We start from the raw sequence: 19666 nt of genomic DNA on the forward strand, positions 1-19666 counted from the left end.
GTTCAGCCCAGGAGTTCCTGGAACAGGGCGAACTGGTCGTCGACGAACCCGGTCCACTCCGCGGAGTCGCGGTAGACCACGAGGTTGCCGGCGCCCGCCTGGAACTTCTGGTAGCTCTCGGACTCCACGGCCTCCTTGACGGCGGCCTCGAGGGCGTCGTGCACGTCGTCGGGCAGGCCGGCCGGTGCGTAGATGCCGCCCCAGCCGCCGAAGACGACCTCTTCGCCGATGGCCTCCTCGACCGTCTCGACGTCCTCCGCGTCCGGGTGACGCTCGTCGTTCATGACCGCGAGGATTCGGACGGCCTCGCCCTGCGCGAGGGCCTCGCCGAGTCCGGAGACGGCGGCGACGGTCTCACCGGACGCGGCGGCCGCGACCGCCGTGGCGCCACCGTCATAGGGGACGGGGGTGAAGTCGGCGTCCGTGGCCTTGCCGAGACCGAGGGTGGCGGCCTCCCAGATCGAGCCGGCGCCGGAGTTCGCGACCGTGACCGCGCCGGACTTCGCCTGGGTCACGAGGTCGTCGAGGGTCTCGATGCCGCTGTTGGCACCCACCGTGATGACGCCGGGGGCGAGCATGATCTGTCCGAGCAGGTCGAAGTCGTCGGGCAGCACGTCGGCGCTCTGGGTCGTGTTGAGCATCGCGATCTCGACCGGGGCGAACCCGATGACGTAGCCGTCCGGATCCTGCGAGCCGACGTACTCCATCGCGAGCGCTCCCGCGGCTCCGGGCATGTTCTCCGGGATCACGCTGACGCCGAGGATCTTCTCGAGTTCGGTGGCGAGCGCGCGGGACGACAGGTCGGAGCCGCCGCCGGGGTTGGCCTGGATGATCAGCCGGATGTCGTCCTCGGGATAGGTCGAGGCGGCCCCCTCGCTCTCGTCGACCTTCGTGCAGGCCGACAGCACCAGAGCGGTGGCGGCGAGGGCGGCGAAGGCAGCGGCCGCCCGAGTGATGCGCATGCGGGGCATCTTTGCTCCTCTACGTGGGTCGACCGTGTTGTCGACACCGCGAGGCTACCAGTGTTGACTGTTAACAGTCAACACTGGTAGTGCTCGCCCCTCCGGACTAGCCGGCCGTGGCGTTCTCGTACGCGCGCATCGCCGCCTCCTGCGCCTCCTTCAGCGCGTCCTCCGGCGACTTGTCCCCGAGCAGCGCCGCCGTGATGGCGTTGTTGAGCTCGTTCTGGATCTCCTGGCCCGCCGGGGAGGAGCCGAACGACTGCCCGTAGTCCACCACGTCGTAGTAGGTGGAGATGACCTGGTCGAAGCCGGCGTTGCCGCTGTCGGTGACGAAGGTCTCGCGGATGGACTGGTCGGCGGACGGCGACCCGGTGAACAGCCCGGTGTTGATCCCGCCGTCGGTCTTCAGGGTCTCGGCACGCGCCTCGCCCGCCGCATTCCACGCGTCGTCGGAGGTGAGGTTCACCATCCACGCGCACGCCGCCGCGGGGTTCTCCGCGCCGGCCGGGATCACGAACGCGGTGCCGGAGGCGACCGAGAACGGCTCCCCGTCGGCGTTCCGGAACGGCACGGCCTCGAGGTCGATCTGGTCGGCGTACGGGCTCAGCACGTTCGGGTACCACTGCGCGTTCACCTGCGCCCCGACCTGCTGGGCGACGAACTGGTTCTGGTCGCCGAAGGCGTCGAACGAGTCGCTGAAGCTCTTGACGGCCGCGAAGCCGCCCTGCGCGTCGGTGATCTGCTTGAGCATCTCGATGCCGGCCACGTTGCTGGGGTCGTCCAGGGTGGGCGCCCCCTTGTCATCGTTGAGCTGGCCGCCCATGCCGAGGATCCACAGCCCGGCCTGACCGGTCGCGACCGGGTCGAAACCGAGCCGCGTGGGCACACCGCCGGACTCTTGGTACATCTTCTCGATCGCGCTGAGCAGCACGTCGGGCTTCGAGGTGTCGATCTCGTCCGCCGTCACCCCCGCCTCGTCGAGCACGGCCTTGTTCAGCAGGATCGCCGGCGGCTGGTAGAACTGCGGCACCGCCCACACCGCGTCGTCGTAGGTGACGTCGTCGACGACGAAGGGATACCAGTGGTCGCGCGGCGAGACGTCCTGCGCCGCGAAGCACTCGTCGAGCGGCATGATGAGGTCCTGCGCGGCATACGTGGTCACGTACCGGCGATCCATCTGCACCACGTCGGGCACGTCACCGCTCGCGATGCGGGTGGTGAACTTCTGCGCGTCGAAGGCCGTCGCGTCGAGGTCGACCTCGACGTCCTTCAGCTGCTCGGCGGCGTAGTCCATGCGCGAGGTGCCGACGTCGTCGGCGTTCTCGAAGCCCCACGCCTTCAGCGTGCCGCTCGGCTCCGCCCCGAAGTCGGCGTCGGCCGCCTGGTCGTCTCCCCCTCCCCCGCCGCACCCGGCGAGGACGAGGACGGATGCCGCGGCGACCGCGGTGATTCCCAGCATGCGTGTGCGCATGACTGCTCCTTTCGATCTGTGGTTCGTCATCCCTTGCGCCCCTGGGTCGCGACGCCCTCGATGAAGGCGCGCTGCCCGAAGGCGAAGAGGATGAGCATCGGGAGGGTCACCAGGAGGGAGGCGACCATGACGTACTGGTAGTCGCCGTGACCGCCCGCGGTGGGGCTGTACTTGGTCATGGCGTACGCGATGCCGAGCGGCGCGGTGAACTCGTCCACCGATCCGGCGTTGAGGTAGATGAGGGCGGCCTGCAGGTTGTTCCAACTGGCCTGGAACTCGAACAGGAACACGATGACGAACGACGGGATCGACAGCGGCATCGCGATCCGCCAAAACAGTCCCCAGGCGCTGGCCCCGTCGAGCCGCGCCGCCTCGAACAGCTCCCGCGGCAGGCCGAGGAAGAACTGACGCTGCAGGAAGATGTAGAAGGCCGAGCCGAAGAGGTTCATGCCCCACAGCGGCACCCAGGTGCCGAGGAGTCCGGTCTCCTTCCAGATGAGGTAGATCGGGATCATCGTCACCGCGCCGGGGAGCATCATCGTCGCGAGCACGAGGCCGAACAGCAGGCCGCGCCCCGGGAAGCGGAAGTAAGCGAACCCGAACGCCACGATCGAGCTGGAGATCGCGACGGCACCGGCGGCGAGCAGCGCGATGGCGATGCTGTTGCCCATCCAGTTCAGCAACGGGAGCTGATTCCACACCTCGACGTAGTTCTCCGGCACGAACGTCTTCGGGATGAGGGCGTTGTCGAACACCTCTCCCCGCGGCTTGAAGCTCGCCGCGATGAGCCACGCGAAGGGGTACAGGAACAGCAGCGCGAACAACACGAGGATGACGTTCAGCACGATCCGGGCGACGAGGCTCTTCGGCTGCCGCAGGCGCCGTCGCCAGCGCGAACGGGTGGCGACGGTGGTCGTGAACGTGCCTGGGGCCTTCTCGGGCTCCGCCTCGACGGGGACCTGACGCAGGGTCTGGGACATCAGCGGTCTCCCTCGTAGTAGACGAAGCGGTTGCCGACCTTCACCTGGATGAGCGTGATGATCATGATGATGACGAAGAGCAGCCACGCCATCGCCGCCGCGAAGCCGAAGTTGAACTGCCGGAACGCCTGCTGGAACAGGTAGATCGCGTAGAAGAGGGAGGCCTCCGGTGACGAATTGCTCTGATCCCGCCAGAACAGCAGGTACGCCTGGTCGAAGATCTGGAACGCGGCGATCGACAGCACGATGACGTTGAAGAACATCGCCCCCGAGATCATCGGGAGGGTGATCGAGAAGAACTTCCTGATCGGTCCTGCCCCGTCGAGCGAGGCCACCTCGTACAGCTCGACGGGCACGTTCTTCAGCGCCGCGAGGAAGATCACCATGGTCCCCGCGACGGTCCACAGCGTCATGATCACGATGCTCGGCTTGACCCACGCGGGGTCGACGAGCCACTGCGGCCCCTGGATGCCGAACACCCGGAGGAATTGGTTGATCGCCCCGGAGTTGCCGTTCAGGAGGAGGAAGAACACCGCCGCGGTCGCGACGGCCGGCGTCATCTTCGGCAGGTAGTAGAGCACGCGGAAGGCACCCGCACCCCGCCCGACGCGGTTGAGCAGCAGGGCGAGGATCAGCGCGAACACGATCTCCAGCGGCACCGCCATCACCACGTAGAACAGCGTGTTCGCGAGCGAGACGCCCACCCGCGGGTCCTCGAAGAGGTTGGCGTAGTTGTCGATGCCGACCGGGCGGGCGCTGTTCGTGGCGAGGTTATAGCTGCTGAACGAGATGTACAGGCTGTAGACCATCGCGCCGGCCGTGAAGATGAGGAATCCGATGAGCCAGGGCGAGATGAAGAGATAGCCGGCGAGGGCCTCCCGGCGGTTGTACCGGTCCCGCTGGCGGGTCTTGAGCGGCATCCACCTGCCTCCTTTCCGAGGACGTGCAGACACGGCGCTCCCGTCCTGGCGCGATGCTAGATCCGGAGAAGCGGTTCTCCGCGGGGCTTGCGCAGAACCGTTTCCTGTGGTTCGCCTGAATGCCGCGTTGACGCCCTGGTGCCCCTGCTGCGGTTCCTCCCTAGGATGAGGGGAATAAACACGGAGGAGGGCCGGGGGAATGTTCGACGAGCGACGGCGACAGGCAGCGCTCGAGGAACTGGGGATCCTTGACACACCACCCGATGAGCGGGTGGATCGGGTGGCACGACTGGCGAAGGAGATGTTCGGCGTGCCGATGGTCAGCGTCTCGCTGATCGACCGCGACCGGCAGTGGCGCAAATCGCAGATCGGCCTCGGGGGGAACGAGGCACCGCGCCAGGACTCGTTCTGCGACTACACCGTGTCGCAGGACCGGACGGTGGTGGTGGAGGACGCGAGCACGACCGACCTCTTCGCCGAGAACCCGTTCGTGACCGGCGATCCGCACCTCCGCTTCTATGCGGCCCATCCGCTGCACGCGCCGGGCGGCGAGCCGGTCGGGACGCTGTGCGTGCTCGACACGGAGCCGCACACCTTCACCGACGCCCAGCAGGACCTCCTGCGCGACCTCGCGTTCTGGGTGCAGACGGAGCTGGCACAGGACGCCGACGTCGACCACGCCGCCGTGGTGCAGCGGGCTCTGCGCCCGCGAGTGCACCCGGAGATCGACGGGTACACGATCGCCGCCGGCGCCGCCCCACGGGGAACGCTCGCCGGGGACTACTACGACTTCTCACGCCACGGGGAGGCCCTGCGCGTGACCCTCGCCGACGCGATGGGCAAGGGCACGGGTCCGGCGCTGGTCGCGGCCACGGTGCGCGCCTCCCTGCGGACGGCGCCGGAGCGCTCGCTGTCCGACGCCGTCATCGAGGTGGACCGCCTGCTCGAGGACGATCTCGCGGACACGTCGATGTTCGTCACGGCCGTCGTCGCCGAGCTGCAGCCGGAGACGGGAGACCTCGAGGTCATCGACGCCGGCCACAGCCTCGCTTTCGTCGTCCGGGCGGACGGGTCGTGGACGCCGCTGCGCTCCACGAACCTGCCCCTCGGCATGGGCATGGGCCTCGTCGACCCCCGGGTTCCGGTGACCACCCGCCTGGAACCGGGCGATGCCTTCATCTGCTGCAGTGATGGACTCCTCGACGTGCTCGATCCAGACGACCCGTTCGGCCACGTCGAGCGCGTCCTCGCAGAGATGGGCCCCGGCGGTGCTGTCGGCGAGGCTCTGCGGCTCGCGAACGACGAGCGCGCGACCGACGACATCACGGTCGTCGTCGTGCGGAGGGACACATGACCGCGCGGTTCGCGACGATCCGTGTCCTCGCACTCCTCTCGGTCCTGCTCGGCGTGAACTACGTCGCGTGGCGGTGGCTGGAGTCGGTGAACTGGTCGGCCTGGTGGATCGCGGTGCCGCTCGTGATCGCCGAGACCTACAGTCTCATCGACACGTTCCTCTTCTGTCTCACGATGTGGCGCGCGAAGGAGCGCCCGGCACCGGTATCGCCGCCGCAGGGCACCGTCGACGTGTTCATCACGACCTACGACGAGCCGATCGAGCTCGTCATGACGACGGCCAGGGCGGCGAAGCGGATCGCCTATCCGCACTCCACCTGGATCCTCGACGACGGCTCCCGCCCCGAACTCGAGGCCGAGGCCAGGGCCGCGGGCGTCGGCTATCTCACCCGCTCCGAGGACTGGACGGGCAAGCCCCGGCATGCCAAGGCCGGCAACCTCAACAGCGCGCTCTTCCAGACCGACGGCGAGTTCCTCCTCATCCTCGACGCCGACCAGGTGCCCGACCCGCTGATCCTGCACCGCACACTCGGCTACTTCGCCGATGATCCTGAAGTCGCCCTCGTGCAGACGCCGCAGTGGTTCGTGAACGTCGACGAGGCCGACCCGCTCGGCAGCCAGGCGCCGCTGTTCTACGGGCCGATCCAGCAGGGGAAGGACGGCTGGAACGCGGCCTTCTTCTGCGGGTCGAACGCCGTGCTCCGCCGCGAGGCGCTCATGCAGCTCGGCATCGTGGGATACGTGCGGAACGTGACCGACTCCGCCGCACGGGCGCTCAAGACCTCCGAGGCGCTGATCGCCCGCGAGGCCGAGGCCGCGACCGACCCCGCGCTCGCCACCGAGCTCGGCGCGCTGCGCATCGCGATCGCCCGCGGACGCAAGGAGCTCGCCGCGGGTACGTCGGTCGCCGAGGTCGCCGCCCGCGTGGGCGCAGCGGTCGACGACGCCTCCCGCATCCTCGTGGCGCACGACCTGGAGGGCATCCGCGCCGACCTCGCCGTGATCGAATCCCTGCCGGTGCAGCACGACGCCGAGCTCGGGCAGGTGATCGTGGACGAGGCCGGGCTCGACGCTCTGGCCGCCTCGGACCTCTCCCCCCTCACCGCCGTCGAGGCCGTCCGCGGACTGCTCGACGCGCTCCGCCTCGACCGGGCCGATGAGGCCCAGCCGATCCTCCCCCTCGCCACGATCTCGGTGACGGAGGACATGGCGACCGCGATGCAGCTGCACGCCCTCGGTTGGAAGAGCGTCTACCACCACGAGATCCTGGCGCACGGCCTCGCCCCGGAAGACCTCCGGACGATGCTCACGCAGCGGCTGCGGTGGGCCCAGGGGACGCTGCAGGTGATGCTGCGCGACAACCCCCTGGCCAAGCGCGGACTCTCGGTGGGGCAGCGCCTCATGTACTTCGCGACGATGTGGAGCTACCTCTCCGGCTTCGCCGCGATCGTATACCTCGCGGCGCCCGTGATCTATCTCGTGTTCGGGGTGCTTCCCGTCACCGCCTGGTCGGTCGACTTCTTCGTGCGGTTCCTGCCGTACTTCCTCGTCAACCAGGCTCTGTTCCTCGTGGTCGCGAAGGGGGTGAAGACCTGGCGAGGTCAGCAGTACTCGCTCGCGCTGTTCCCCGTGTGGATCCGCGCGTGCTGGACGGCATTCGCCAACGTCGTGCTCGGCCGGCCGCTGTCCTTCGCCGTGACCAGGAAGGACGGCCGGGATCCGCGCGGCGTCCCCTGGCGCGAGATCTGGCCGCAGCTCACCGCCATGGTCGTACTCGTAGTCGCCCTCGTCATCGGGGTCGCCCGGGTCATCGTCGGCACGGGCGACGGCACCGGCACCCTCGTCAACACCGCCTGGGTCCTGTACGACCTGGTCGTCCTCAGCGTCATCATCCAGGCGGCGCGCTATCGCGGTCCCGCCGCGCAGGTCCTCGAGAAGGAGTCGAATGAACGTCAGCACTGACACCAGGGACGGCTACGCCGTCGTCGCGATCACGGGGCGCCTGACCGCCTCGGGGGCGCCGTTGCTGCGCAACGCGGTGAGCGACCTCGTCGCCGCCGGGCAGCCGCGCATCGCGATCGACCTCAGCGGCACCGAGTTCGTCGATTCCTCGGGCCTCGGCGCCCTGGTGGGCGGCCTCAAGAGCGCCCGGGTGGCCGGCGGCGATCTGCGCATCGCCGCCGTCCCCGAGGCCGTGCGCACCGTCCTCCACCTCACCAACCTGGATCGCGTGCTCCGCGACTACCCGACGCCGGAATCGGCGTTCGATGGACGCTGACATCCGGGCCTTCCACATCGACGGGCCCGCCGGGCTCGCCCTCGTCGACCGCGCCCTCGACGAGCTCGACCGGCTCTGGACTCAGGCTCCGGAGGTACCGGCGCAGGACCAGGTGCTGTTCACCCTCGCGCTGAGCGAGGTCACGACCAACGTCGCACAGCACAACGAGCACGCGGACGTCGTGCTGAGCATCGACGTCCGCGTGACGGCGGAGGAGCTGCGCGCCTACATCCGCGACACCGCCCCGCCGGCACCGATCGACTGGGACGCCGTGTCGATGCCCGGCGAGGAGGCGGAGAGCGGACGCGGCCTCGCGCTGTCGCAGGCGGCGCTCGACGAGTTCACCCACACGGTCACCGATCTCGGCAACACCTGGGTCCTCGTCCGGCGCGTGGATCCGGCGCGCGAGGCGGGCGGCTGACCCGTCAGGCGAGCCAGGCCGGCGCGCGTCCGCGGAGTGCCGCGGCGTCGATGGAGTAGCGCCCCGCCCCCATGAGCGCGAGCGCCAGAGCCGCGGCACCGAGCACCGCGACGAACTCGTAGCCGCCGGCCGTCACCCACAGGCCCGCGGGCAGGTGCACGAGCACGAGGGCCACCAGCATGTCGACGGCGAGGAGGATGCCGACCGGACGCGTCAGCAGTCCGAGGATCAGCAGGATCCCGCCGATGAGCTCGAGGAAGGCCACGACGGGCGCGGCGATCTCGGCGAGCGGGACCCCCATGCCGGCGAAGCTGCCGATGGTCCCGGGGATCGTGAACTCGAAGATCTTCTGGGCGCCGTGGGCGGCGAAGATCGCGCCGACGACGATGCGCAGGACGAGGAGTCCGAGCGACGAGGCGGAGGAGGCGGAGGCTGTGGTGTTCGTCATGAGGAGGTTCTTCCTTCGTGGCAGGACACCCGCGCGGGCGCGGACCAGGGCTCTTGCCCTGGCCCCCACGGTAGGAATCGTTCTTTTCCGTCCGCTGAACGCCTCGGGTTCGCGGACGGGGCGGCCTCAGCGGGAGCCGACCTCGTGGAGCATCCGCTCCCGGGCGCCGTCGAGGTGAGCCGAGAGGACCGCGGCGGCGTCCTCCGGAGCTCCCGTGCGCATGACGTCGAGCAGCTTCACGTGATCGTCCGACGACTCGTGCAGGTCTTCGTCGTGGTTGATTGTGACCTCGAGCAGCGCCGTGAACGTGGGCAGGTACTGGTTCCAGGCGCCCTCCAGCCGCGGGTGATCGGCGAGGGCGTAGATCTGGGAGTGGAAGTCGAGGTCGGCCGTGACGAAGGCGGCATGGTCACCCGCGTCCGCGGCCTCGGCCATGCGCTGGACGGCGTCGGCCATCGGCTGCCATCGGTCGTCGTCGTCGACCCGCATCGCCCGCGAGAGGGCGAGCTGCTCCAGTGCGCCCCGGAGGCTGTAGAGCTGGTCGACGTCGTCGCTCGTGAGGCCCACGATGTAGACGCCGCGGGGACGCTGCACCTCGACGAGCTTCTCGAAGCTGAGCTGGGTGAGGGCGTCGCGCACGGGACCTCGGCTGACGGCGAACTCCTCGGCGAGGGCCTCTTCGGTGAGCCGGGCCCCCGGCGCGAGCTCCCCTCGGACGATGCGCTGGCGCAGCACGCGCGCGACCTGCGCTCCGAGCGACTCCCCGCGCGTGACGGTCTGCGTCATGGTGACCTCCTGTTAACAGTTGACAGGATACACACCGGGGTGCGCGGTCAGGCTCCGGAGCGCGGACTCCAGAGCACGAGCTCGGTCGAGCGGCGGATGCGGCGGCCGGTCGGCATGGGCACGACCCCCGCGGATCCGGCGGCGAACACCCGCACGCCGGGACGGTTCTCGCGCTCGGCGCGGAGGGCGCTCTCCAGCGCGACGACACGGTCGCGCAGCATCCGGTTCTCGTCCTCCAGGTCGAGGAGCCGGGCGATCGCGGGGAGACTGACCCCTTCGGAGGAGAGCTGGGCGACCTCGCGCAACTGCTCGATGTTGCGGTGAGAATAACGACGGGAGCCGCCGGGCGTCCGCCCCGGCACCACGAGGCCGATCCGGTCGTACTGACGGAGGGTCTGGGGGTGCAGGCCGGAGAGCTTGGCGGCTGCGGCGATCGCGAAGACCGGGGTGTCCGCGTCCATCACGCCTTCCTTCCTGATTTCACGTCAGGCCGCCGCGCCAGGTCAGGCAACTCCCTTCCGGAAGCGCCTGACCCGACGCGAAAGCCTGTGCTCGTCAACGGCGGGCTTTCGCCATGAGCTCGGCCCGCGGATTCTCCTGCGGCTCCAGCTCCTGGAACCGCTCGAGAGCCTCGCGCGCGGCGTCGTCGAGGTGCGTGGGCACCGCGACCTGGAGCTCGGCGAGCAGGTCACCGGTCCCCTTCGCGGTCGCGACACCCCGACCCTTGACGCGGAGCACGCGGCCCGACGGAGTTCCGGGGGCCACACGCAGCTTCACCACGTCGCCGCCGAGCGTCGGGACCTCGATGGTCGCGCCCAGCGTCGCCTCGGTGAAGGTCACGGGGACCACCACGCGGAGGTTGAGGCCGTCCCGCGTGAAGACCGGGTGCGGACGCACCGTGATCTGCACCACGATGTCTCCGCTCTCCCCGCCGTCCGGCGAGGGGCGACCACGGCCGCGCAGCCGGATCTTCTGCCCGTCGGCGACGCCCGCGGGGATCTTCACCTTGAACGGCTTGCCGTCCTCTCCCTGCAGGGTGATGGTCTCGCCCTGCACGGCGGTGCTGAAGTCCAGCGTGGTGCGGGCCGTGACGTCGGCGCCGCGCTGCGGACCGCCGAAGCCGCGGAAGCCGCCGCTCGGCTGCCCGAACCGGCCACCGCCGAACGAGCTGCCCTGGCCCTGGTTGAACATCGCGAAGATGTCCTCGAAGTCGGCGGTCTGGCCGCGCCCCTGCTGTCCGAACCGGCTGAAGACGTCTTCGAACCCGCCGGCGCCCGAGCCGCTCGCCGTGAAGCGAGCGCCCGAACCCATGGCGTGGATCTCGTCGTACTCCTTGCGCTGCTCGGCGTCGGAGAGCACCGAGTACGCCTCGCTGATCTCCTTGAACTTGGCCTCGGCCTTCGCATCGCCCTGATTGGAGTCGGGGTGATACTTGCGCGCGAGCTTGCGGTACGTCTTCTTCAGGTCAGCGTCGCTGACGTCCTTCGAGACCCCGAGGGTCTTGTAGAAGTCCTTGTCGAACCAATCCTGGCTGGCCATCGATCACCTACTCCGCAGGGACGGCGACGACGACCTTCGCAGGACGCAGCTCGACCTCGCCGAGGCGGTAGCCCACCTCGACGACCTCGAGCACCGTGGTCTTCGAGGTGCCGGGGGTCGGCTGCTGGAAGATCGCCTCGTGACGCTGGGGGTCGAACTCCTCGCCCTTCTCGCCGTAGGCGACCACGCCGAGGCGCTCCACGACCGCGCGCACCTTCTCGGCGATCACGGCGAAGGGGCTGCCCTCGACCAGATCGCCGTGCTGCTCGGCGCGGGCCAGGTCGTCGAGCACGGGGATGAGCCCCTTGGCGGCCTCGCCCTTCGCGCGCTCGATCTCGATCTGGCGCTGCTCCTCCGTACGGCGGCGGTAGTTCGCGTATTCGGCCTGCAGGCGCTTGAGGTCGGTCAGCAGGGCGTTCTCGGCGTCGGCGATCGCGGCGTCGCCCGCGGCGGCATCCGCCGTCTGCGCGGCACCGAGGATGTCCTCGACCGTCAGCCCTTCCTCCGCCTCGGGAGCCGCGTCGACCGGGGTCTCGTCGGAGCCCTCGGCGGCCTTCGCCTCGCGGGAGTCGTGGTTCTGCGGCACGGGGCCGGATGCCTGAGCATCCGACCCCTCCGGAACCTCGTTCTCGTCGAAGTTCTTGTCCGTCATGATTACTTCTTCTCGTCCTCGTCGTCGATGACCTCGGCGTCGATGACGTCCTCGTCCGAGGAGGGGGCGTCACCGGTCGGGGTCTCGCCCTCGGCCGAAGCGCCGGCGGCGTCCGCCTGCGAGGAGGCGTAGATCGCCTCGCCGAGCTTCGACTGGGACTGGTTGAGCTTCTCGAACGCGGTCTTCACGGCCTCGTCGTCGTCGCCGGCCAGTGCCGTCTTGAGCGCATCGACGTCGGCCTTGACCTCGGTCTTCACGTCCTCGGGGAGCTTGTCCTCGTTCTCGGAGATGAGCTTCTCGATGGAGTAGGCGAGGGTCTCGGCCTGGTTGCGGGTCTCCGCAGCCTCACGACGCGCCTTGTCCTCGGCGGCGTGCTCCTCGGCCTCGCGCACCATGCGCTCGATGTCCTCCTTCGACAGCGACGAACCGCCGGAGATGACGATCGACTTCTCGGTGCCGGTGCCCTTGTCCTTCGCGGACACGTGCACGATGCCGTTGGCGTCGATGTCGAACGTGACCTCGATCTGCGGGATGCCGCGAGGAGCCGGCGCGATGCCGGTGAGCTCGAAGGTGCCGAGCGGCTTGTTGTCGCGCGTGAAGTCACGCTCGCCCTGGAAGACCTGGATCGCGACGGACGGCTGGTTGTCGTCGGCCGTGGTGAAGGTCTCGCTCCGCTTGGTCGGGATGGCCGTGTTGCGCTCGATGAGCTTGGTCATCATGCCGCCCTTGGTCTCGATGCCGAGGGAGAGCGGGGTGACGTCGATCAGCAGGACGTCCTTGCGCTCACCCTTGAGGACACCGGCCTGCAGCGCGGCGCCGACGGCGACGACCTCGTCCGGGTTCACACCCTTGTTGGCTTCCTTGCCGGTCTCGCGCTTGACGAGCTCGGCGACGGCGGGCATACGGGTCGAACCACCCACGAGGACGATGTGGTCGATGTCGGAGACCTTGATGCCGGCCTCGCGGATGACGTCCTCGAAGGGCTTCTTGGTGCGGTCGAGCAGGTCCTTCGTGAGGTCCTCGAACTTCGCGCGGGTCACGGTCTCGGAGAGCGAGACGGGACCCGAGTCGGTCAGCGACAGGTACGGGAGGTTGATGCTCGTGGACGTGGAGCTGGAGAGCTCCTTCTTCGCCTGCTCCGCGGCCTCCTTGAGGCGCTGCAGGGCGATCTTGTCACCTGAGACGTCGACGCCCGTGGTCTCCTTGAACTGCTTGATCAGGTAGTCGACGAGACGCTGGTCCCAGTCGTCTCCACCGAGACGGTTGTCACCGGCGGTGGCGCGCACCTGGATCGTGGAGAAGTCGTCGTCCTTGCCCACCTCGAGGAGGGAGACGTCGAACGTTCCGCCACCGAGGTCGAAGACGAGGATGAGCTCGTCCTCCTTGCCCTTGTCGAGGCCGTAGGCCAGGGCGGCCGCGGTCGGCTCGTTGATGATGCGGAGCACGTTGAGGCCCGCGATCTCACCGGCCTCCTTGGTGGCCTGACGCTCGGCGTCGTTGAAGTACGCCGGAACCGTGATGACGGCGTCGGTCACGGTGTCGCCGAGGTAGGACTCGGCGTCGCGCTTGAGCTTCTGGAGGATGCGCGCGGAGATCTCCTGCGGCGTCCACTTCTTGCCGTCGACGTCGAAGCTCCAGTCGGTGCCCATGTGGCGCTTGACCGACGCGATCGTCCGGTCGACGTTGGTGACGGCCTGGCGCTTCGCGGTCTCGCCGACGAGCACCTCCCCGTCCTTGGTGAAGGCGACGACCGAAGGGGTCGTGCGGAAGCCCTCGGCGTTGGCGATGACCTTGGGCTCGCCACCCTCGAGGACGCTGACGACGGAGTTGGTGGTTCCGAGGTCGATACCGACAGCACGTGCCATGTGTTCTCTCCTTTGTTGGGAAGTCTGTAGTGGTCTGGAAACCTGCGGCGATCAGGGAAACCTGAGTCGCGATGGCTCAAGTGTACGCCGGGGCCGAAACGCTGTCAAATGAACTTGATATGAACAGGCTCAAGTTTTTCGCCGGGCCGTCAGGTGTCCGCGAGCCGCCATGCTTGACTCTCACACGGTGTCAGACGGGAGAACAGAGACATGTTGTCCATCGGAGCGTTCGCGCAGATCGGCCAGGTGACCCACCGGATGCTCCGGCACTGGGACACGGCCGGGCTGCTCGTACCCGCCCACGTGGACGAGTTCACCGGCTACCGGTCGTACGACCCGTCGCAGCTCGAGCGCCTGCACCGGATCGTCGCCCTGCGTCAGCTCGGCTTCGGCCTCGACGACATCTCGGCGATCCTCGCCCAGGGTGTCGACGCCGACCGGATCGCGGCCCTCCTGCGCATCCGGCGTGCCGAGGTGGAGCAGGAGCACCGGCTCGCCGCCGCGCGACTCGTCGATGTGGAGCGGCGCCTCCACCTCATCGAGAAGGAGAAGCACATGTCGCAGATCGAGATCGTCCAGAAACCCCTCCCCGCCGTGCGCCTGGCGGCCGTGCGCACCGTCGTCGCCGAGCAGCCGGCGGTCGCCGAGGTCGTGGGCCCCTCCTTCGACGCCGTGGCCGAGGTCATCGGAGACGAATGCGGCGCCCTCACCACCCCGATCGCCCAGTACCGGACGCTGCCGGACGGGATGGAGGTCGTCGCCGGATACTCCTACTCCGGCCCCGCCGCCGACGGGATCGAGATCATCGAACTCCCCGTCGAGGAGGACGCCGTCTGCGGGGTACACCTCGGTTCGATGGAGCGGATCGCGGAGAGCTGGCACGCCATCCACACCGAGGTGGTCGCGCGCGGCCTCGTGCACGCCGGGCCCTGTCGGGAGCTCTACGTCCGCGCCGTCGGGGAGGACCAGTCGGACTGGGTCACGGAACTCCAGCAGCCCGTCGCGCGCCGCTGACGCGGATGCCGCGCAGACGGGGCGACGCGGGGGTCACTTGCCCCCGGGCGGGCCGACCAGCAGCAGGATCACGTACAGCGCGACGATGCCCACGACCAGCAGCACCGCGAGCACCCAGGGGCGACGGAGGAACCAGCGCATCAGGCGGTCGTACCAGCGGCGGTCACGCGGGTCGTCGGTGGCGTCGAGTCGCCAGTCGCCCCGAAGACGGCCGGTGCGATGCAGCCAGATCTCCATCGGGATGGTGGCGTACGGCACGACGGCGCTGAGGACCGCCAGCACACCGACGCCCGGGTGCCACCGCTGGTTGAGCGCGACGAGGACGGCGGTCGCGGCGTAGGCGAGGAACACGAACCCGTGGATACCGCCGCCGACCGTCACCACGACTCCGGGGGCTCCGACGGCGCGGGCGATGATCGCTGCGATGAGGAGGGTCCAGGTGATCGCCTCCGCGATCGCGAGGACACGGTACAGGCGGCCAGGGGTGCGGAACACGGAACTCCTCGGGTGGGGTACCCCTCCAGCGTATCCCGCTTCGAATCGCCCACTTGGCCCCATCCGGCGTCGAAATGGAGCAAGGTGAGCGATTCGAAGGGGAATAGGGGGACGGCAGCCGACGTTGCCGAAGGCATGGTGACGGCGGACGCGGATGCGCTGTCCGCTGTGCTCGGCACGGTGGACCTGCGGGTGGGGATCGCCCGCCGCGTGCGGCTGACCCCCGGAGGACTCCTCCCGCTGCCGCCTGGCCGGATCACCCTCGTCTACCTCGCCGACGGCGCCGTGCATGGGCATCCGCCTCTGGGCACGGGCTGCCGCGTCGACGTGGACCGTGACTCGCAGCAGCTCACGGTCGAGGAGCCCGGACGCCGCGACCGACTTGTCGCCGGCGACGCCTTCCTCCTGCTCCGCGGCGACACCTTCGCACTGGAGGCCGATGCCGACACCACGCTCCTCGTCGTCGACATCGAGCTCGCGGACACCGCCTCTCCCCTCCCCGCGCTCCTGCCGCCCTTCCTCGCGGTGACCGGGTTCGACGCGCTGGAGCCGGCCGCCGCCGCCCTCGCCGAGAACATGGGCGTGGTCGATGCGCCCGCGTGCCCGGTGCGCCAGGGAGACCCGTTGATCTGTCGGATGATGGCGACCACCGTGCTGCTCTCGGTCATCCGGGCCTGGGCGGCCAACGGCTGTGCGCCCGCGGGGTGGCCCTCGCTGTCGAAGGACCCCTTCCTCGACCGCGTGGTGGACGCCATCCACGAGCAGCCGGGACGGGACTGGACCGTCGAGCGCCTGGCCGCCGTCGGCGCCATGTCGCGCTCGGCCTTCGCGGAGCGGTTCCGCCTGGCCGTGGGCCGCTCCCCCGCCGACTATGTGACCGAGGTGCGGGTCGACGCCGCGAAGCGGATGCTCCAGGCCGGGCAGTCCGTCTCGAGCGTCTCGCGCGAGCTCGGCTATGCCTCGGACGAGGGGTTCAGCCGTGCTTTCCGCCGCCGGACGGGGATGACGCCCTCCTCCTGGCGCGCCTCGCACTCCCTCGTTCCTGCCTGATCCCACGACCTGTTCCCCCTGCGGGCGGGCACGGATTCGGAGATCCGGGGCGACACGCCGGCCCCGAGCCCGAGGGGACGGCGTGTCGTCGGCCTGCTCCGAAGTCGAGCCCGGGCGGGCACGAGGTCAGGGGCGGGAGCTGCGGCGGTTCGAGAGGCCGAACAGCACGGCACCGGCGAGGAGCGAGACCGCACCGATGGTGTAGACGAGTTCGATGCTCAGCGTGTCGACGAGGAGTCCGCCCACGCCGGCCGCGAGAGTGATCGCGCCCTGGAACCCGACGACCACCAGGCTCCCCCCGGCCTCCAGGCGGTCCGGCATGCGGTGGCCCACCCAGGTGTTCACGACGATCAGCCACGACGAGAAGAAGAAGCCCCAGAGGAGCACGACCGCACCGATGCCGATGATCGATCCGGAGAAGAGCACCATCGACAGCACGGCGGCCGAGATCACCAGCGGCGCGAACACCGCGAAGAAGGCGAAGGAGCGGTCGATCACGAGGCCGATGGAGAGGTTGCCGAGGAGGCCTCCCACGCCGAACAGCGCCAGCAGCACGACGATCGTCGAGGCGTCCACGTCCGGGATGCGCTCCAGCGCGAGGCGGACGTAGGTGTAGGCGAGGAAGTGGCCGAGCACGACGAGCACGTGTCCGACCATCCCGAGTCCGATGCCCGGACGCCGCACCGTGTCGACGAGCAGACGCAGGCTCGACGCCCGCTCGGCCGGGACGGTCGGCAGCGCCCATCGCAGGGCCACGGCCAGCACCACCATGAGCACTCCCGCGATCGCGAAGACGGCGCGCCAGTCGACGACCTCGCTCAGCATGACCCCGAGCGGGACGCCGGCGACCGTGGCGAGCGAGACGCCGGCGGAGGTGAACATCACCCCGCGACCGAGGTGCTCCGGCCCTGCGAGCCGCGCGGCGACCGTGATCGACATCGTCCAGTAGGCGCTGATCGCCGCTCCCAGCAGGAACCGTGCCAGCAGCACGACCACGAGGTTCGGCGCGATCGCGACCACGAGGTTCGACACGGCCGCGGCGAGCGCCATCCACACCAGCAGCGACCGACGGTCCAGACGGGGGAACACGAGGCCGACGGTCGGGGCGACGAAGAGCCCGACGAGCGCGGTGACGGTGACGGTCTGCCCGGCCTGGCCGGGGGTCACCCCGAGACCGTCCGCCATCTCGGTGAGCACTCCGTTGGGGAGGAACTCGGCGGTCACCAGCAGGAAGCCCATCACCATGAGGGCGATGAGTCCGCCGTAGCGGATGCGGTCGACGCGGGTGGTCGGCAGGGTCGGGACGGGGGCGGTCGTGGTCATGCTTCCAGACTCGCAACGGGGGCGGGCGCGCGCCCGACCGGTCGTCCGCCGCATCCGACCGATCGTCCGGCCCTGGACAACCCCCGGGAGACCCCCTAGGCTCGACGACGCACCGGGATCCGCCCGGGAAGCCCGAGCGAAGGAGGCGATGAGATGAACGCTGTCGTCGTCGCGCCTATCGCCGACCACCTTCCCTTCGAGGCCACCCGCTCCTGATCCGCGTGGCCTCCCTTCCCGGAGCCACACCGTGAACGAATCCCCCGCTTCCTCGGAAGCCGCGTCCTTCGACGCCACCTCCTTCGATTCCCTCGAGACCGCCCTCTCCTTCGCCGAGGTCGAGCCCGGCCCGAACCAGCGCTGGACGACCTGGCCCTCGTCCACCCCCACCGAGCGGGGACCGGAACCCCGCCCCGCCTGGGTGGTGACCTCCGCCGGCGCCCTGGACACCGAGCTCGGCATCCTGAAGACCGGCAAGGAGGCCGACGTGTTCCTGCTGGAGCGCGCGGTGCCCGACGACCCGACGCAGCGCACCCTCCTCGCCGCCAAGCGCTACCGCGGCATCGAGAACCGGAGCTTCCAGCGCTCCGCCGTCTACACCGAGGGACGCAGCACGCGGAACACCCGCGACACGCGCGCCCTCGCCAAGAAGACCGCCCACGGGCGGGAGGTCGCCGCAGCCCAGTGGTCGCTCGCGGAGTTCGAGGCCCTGTGCCGGATGTGGGAGCGCGGCGCCCCGGTCCCCTATCCCGTGCAGGTCAGCGGCACCGAGGTGCTCATGGAGTTCCTCGGCGACGACCGGGGCATCGCGGCACCCCGGCTCGCCCAGGTGCGCGGGTCGAACGCCGAGATGCAGGAGTACTTCACGCAGGTGGTCGAGCTCATGCGGGTCTTCGCCGCCGCAGGCTTCGCGCACGGCGACCTCTCCGCCTACAACCTCCTCGTGCACGAGGGGCGGGTGCGGGTGATCGACCTGCCGCAGATCGTCGACGTGATCGCGAATCCGCAGGGCCTCGACCTCCTGCACCGCGACTGCGTCAACGTGTGCGACTGGTTCGCACGGCGACGGGTGGAGTGCGACGCCGAGGCCCTGTTCGCGGACCTCCTCGGGACGCTGTTCTGACCCCGGGTGTCAGGAGGCGAGTCGGGCGGCGAGAAGGGTCACCAGCTCGTACACGACGTGGCTCGCGGCGATCCCGGTCATCTGGGCGTGATCGTACGCGGGCGACACCTCCACGACGTCGGCGCCGACGATGTCGCGGTCGCCCAGCGCCCGGAGGATGCGCAGCAGCTCGCGACTCGTGAGCCCTCCCGCCTCGGGGGTCCCGGTGCCGGGCGCGTGCGCGGGGTCGAGCACGTCGATGTCGATCGAGACGTACAGCGGCTTGTCGCCGATGCGGGTGAGGATGCGGTCGATCGCGGCCTCCACCCCGTGCTCCTCGATGTATTCGCTGGAGACGATGGAGAAGCCGAGGCGCTCGTCGTCCTCGAGGTCCTGCTTCGAGTACAGGGGTCCGCGGGTGCCGACGTGGCAGCTCGCGGTGAGGTCGATCAGCCCCTCCTCGCTCGCGCGGCGGAAGGGGGTGCCGTGCGTGATGGGGGCCCCGAAGTAGGTGTCCCACGTGTCCAGGTGGGCGTCGAAGTGGAGGACCGCGACGGGTCCGTGCTTCGCGGCCACCGCCCGCAGCAGGGGAAGGGCCACGGTGTGGTCGCCGCCGATCGTGACGAGGCGCTGCACCTGCTCACCGAGCGCCAGCGCCGCGCGCTCGACCTCGGTCACGGCCTCGGTGAGGTCGAACGGGTTCACCGGGATGTCCCCCGCATCCACCACCTGGGCGAGCTGGAACGGCGACACGTCCTGTGCGGGGTTGTAAGGCCGGAGCAGCCGGGACGACTCCCGCACATGCGACGGGCCGAAACGGGTGCCGGGGCGGTAGCTCACGCCGGAGTCGAACGGGATGCCGACCACCGCGATGTCGGCGCGCGGCACGTCCTCGATGCGGGGCAGGCGGGCGAAGGTGGCGATGCCGGAGTACCGCGGGTTCACGGAGGCGTCGACGGGGCCGATGTTGTCGGTCATTTCTCGTTCCTGTTCGTCGGGAGGTGTGGGTC

The 19666-nt window shown here is 69.6% G+C and carries 20 protein-coding genes; 7 read left to right on the plus strand and 13 right to left on the minus strand.

Annotated features, from left to right (window positions below; translation table 11 throughout):
- Positions 1 to 2: 2 nt before the first annotated feature.
- The 4 genes from B7W94_RS05205 to B7W94_RS05220 all read right to left on the minus strand — a co-directional run bounded on the left by B7W94_RS05205 (position 3) and on the right by B7W94_RS05220 (position 4333).
- A complete protein-coding gene (locus B7W94_RS05205) occupies positions 3 to 962 on the minus strand; it encodes a tripartite tricarboxylate transporter substrate binding protein (RefSeq protein ID WP_253247387.1) in 960 nt (319 codons plus the stop codon).
- 106 nt (positions 963 to 1068) lie between these two features.
- Positions 1069 to 2433 (minus strand): extracellular solute-binding protein, encoded by a 1365-nt coding sequence (locus B7W94_RS05210; RefSeq protein WP_085605106.1) that lies wholly within the window; start codon positions 2431 to 2433, stop codon positions 1069 to 1071.
- A gap of 26 nt (positions 2434 to 2459) precedes the next feature.
- Positions 2460 to 3413, minus strand: a complete 954-nt coding sequence (locus B7W94_RS05215; protein ID WP_139833262.1) for a carbohydrate ABC transporter permease — start codon at positions 3411 to 3413, stop codon at positions 2460 to 2462.
- Positions 3413 to 4333, minus strand: a complete 921-nt coding sequence (locus B7W94_RS05220) for a carbohydrate ABC transporter permease (RefSeq protein ID WP_085605109.1) — start codon at positions 4331 to 4333, stop codon at positions 3413 to 3415. Before B7W94_RS05220 ends, B7W94_RS05215 begins: the two co-directional genes overlap by 1 nt.
- Before the next feature lie 199 nt (positions 4334 to 4532).
- Between B7W94_RS05220 and B7W94_RS05225 the strand changes: the two genes are divergently transcribed.
- The 4 genes from B7W94_RS05225 to B7W94_RS05240 are packed head-to-tail and all read left to right on the plus strand — an operon-like array spanning position 4533 to position 8385.
- Positions 4533 to 5687: a PP2C family protein-serine/threonine phosphatase gene (locus tag B7W94_RS05225; protein WP_085605112.1), complete on the plus strand. Its 1155-nt coding sequence runs from the start codon at positions 4533 to 4535 to the stop codon at positions 5685 to 5687.
- On the plus strand, positions 5684 to 7648 hold the full coding sequence (locus B7W94_RS05230; protein ID WP_085605115.1) for a glycosyltransferase family 2 protein: 1965 nt from the start codon (positions 5684 to 5686) through the stop codon (positions 7646 to 7648). The genes B7W94_RS05225 and B7W94_RS05230 overlap by 4 nt, the downstream gene beginning before the upstream one ends.
- A complete protein-coding gene (locus B7W94_RS05235) occupies positions 7632 to 7964 on the plus strand; it encodes an STAS domain-containing protein (protein ID WP_025102664.1) in 333 nt (110 codons plus the stop codon). Before B7W94_RS05230 ends, B7W94_RS05235 begins: the two co-directional genes overlap by 17 nt.
- Positions 7954 to 8385: an ATP-binding protein gene (locus B7W94_RS05240; RefSeq protein WP_025102665.1), complete on the plus strand. Its 432-nt coding sequence runs from the start codon at positions 7954 to 7956 to the stop codon at positions 8383 to 8385. The genes B7W94_RS05235 and B7W94_RS05240 overlap by 11 nt, the downstream gene beginning before the upstream one ends.
- A gap of 4 nt (positions 8386 to 8389) precedes the next feature.
- Here B7W94_RS05240 and B7W94_RS05245 read toward each other — a convergent pair whose 3' ends face one another.
- The 6 genes from B7W94_RS05245 to dnaK form a co-directional block, all read right to left on the minus strand.
- Entirely contained in the window at positions 8390 to 8833 is a 444-nt protein-coding gene (locus tag B7W94_RS05245; protein WP_085605118.1) for a DoxX family protein, read from the minus strand.
- 126 nt (positions 8834 to 8959) lie between these two features.
- On the minus strand, positions 8960 to 9619 hold the full coding sequence (locus B7W94_RS05250) for a GntR family transcriptional regulator (protein ID WP_025102667.1): 660 nt from the start codon (positions 9617 to 9619) through the stop codon (positions 8960 to 8962).
- A 47-nt stretch (positions 9620 to 9666) separates the two neighbouring features.
- Positions 9667 to 10080, minus strand: a complete 414-nt coding sequence (locus B7W94_RS05255; protein ID WP_062637270.1) for a heat shock protein transcriptional repressor HspR — start codon at positions 10078 to 10080, stop codon at positions 9667 to 9669.
- Between the two features lie 94 nt (positions 10081 to 10174).
- On the minus strand, positions 10175 to 11158 hold the full coding sequence (locus B7W94_RS05260) for a DnaJ C-terminal domain-containing protein (RefSeq protein WP_085605121.1): 984 nt from the start codon (positions 11156 to 11158) through the stop codon (positions 10175 to 10177).
- Between the two features lie 7 nt (positions 11159 to 11165).
- Positions 11166 to 11810 carry a nucleotide exchange factor GrpE gene (locus B7W94_RS05265; RefSeq protein WP_085605125.1) on the minus strand — a complete coding sequence of 215 codons (645 nt, stop codon included), beginning with the start codon at positions 11808 to 11810 and terminating at the stop codon, positions 11166 to 11168.
- Between the two features lie 2 nt (positions 11811 to 11812).
- A complete protein-coding gene (dnaK, locus tag B7W94_RS05270; RefSeq protein ID WP_085605129.1) occupies positions 11813 to 13675 on the minus strand; it encodes a molecular chaperone DnaK in 1863 nt (620 codons plus the stop codon).
- 210 nt (positions 13676 to 13885) lie between these two features.
- On the opposite strand from dnaK, the gene B7W94_RS05275 reads away from it, so the two are divergent.
- Positions 13886 to 14689 carry a MerR family transcriptional regulator gene (locus B7W94_RS05275; protein WP_085605132.1) on the plus strand — a complete coding sequence of 268 codons (804 nt, stop codon included), beginning with the start codon at positions 13886 to 13888 and terminating at the stop codon, positions 14687 to 14689.
- Positions 14690 to 14722: 33 nt separating this feature from the next.
- Here the strand turns inward: B7W94_RS05275 and B7W94_RS05280 are convergent, their stop codons facing one another.
- A complete protein-coding gene (locus B7W94_RS05280) occupies positions 14723 to 15184 on the minus strand; it encodes a DUF3817 domain-containing protein (RefSeq protein WP_085605135.1) in 462 nt (153 codons plus the stop codon).
- Between the two features lie 84 nt (positions 15185 to 15268).
- On the opposite strand from B7W94_RS05280, the gene B7W94_RS05285 reads away from it, so the two are divergent.
- Complete coding sequence (locus tag B7W94_RS05285; protein WP_253247388.1) at positions 15269 to 16234, plus strand: helix-turn-helix domain-containing protein; 966 nt, start codon at positions 15269 to 15271, stop codon at positions 16232 to 16234.
- Between the two features lie 126 nt (positions 16235 to 16360).
- Here the strand turns inward: B7W94_RS05285 and B7W94_RS05290 are convergent, their stop codons facing one another.
- Complete coding sequence (locus tag B7W94_RS05290; protein WP_025102675.1) at positions 16361 to 17557, minus strand: MFS transporter; 1197 nt, start codon at positions 17555 to 17557, stop codon at positions 16361 to 16363.
- Positions 17558 to 17804: 247 nt separating this feature from the next.
- Between B7W94_RS05290 and B7W94_RS05295 the strand changes: the two genes are divergently transcribed.
- Positions 17805 to 18677, plus strand: coding sequence for a serine protein kinase RIO (locus B7W94_RS05295; RefSeq protein WP_085605141.1), 873 nt, complete (start codon positions 17805 to 17807; stop codon positions 18675 to 18677).
- Positions 18678 to 18686: 9 nt separating this feature from the next.
- Here B7W94_RS05295 and speB read toward each other — a convergent pair whose 3' ends face one another.
- A complete protein-coding gene (speB, locus tag B7W94_RS05300) occupies positions 18687 to 19634 on the minus strand; it encodes an agmatinase (RefSeq protein WP_085605144.1) in 948 nt (315 codons plus the stop codon).
- Between the last annotated feature and the right edge of the window lie 32 nt (positions 19635 to 19666).

Origin of the sequence: Microbacterium sp. LEMMJ01, from assembly GCF_002114135.1 — a bacterium.
In the GTDB taxonomy this organism is placed as follows: Bacteria; Actinomycetota; Actinomycetes; order Actinomycetales; family Microbacteriaceae; genus Microbacterium.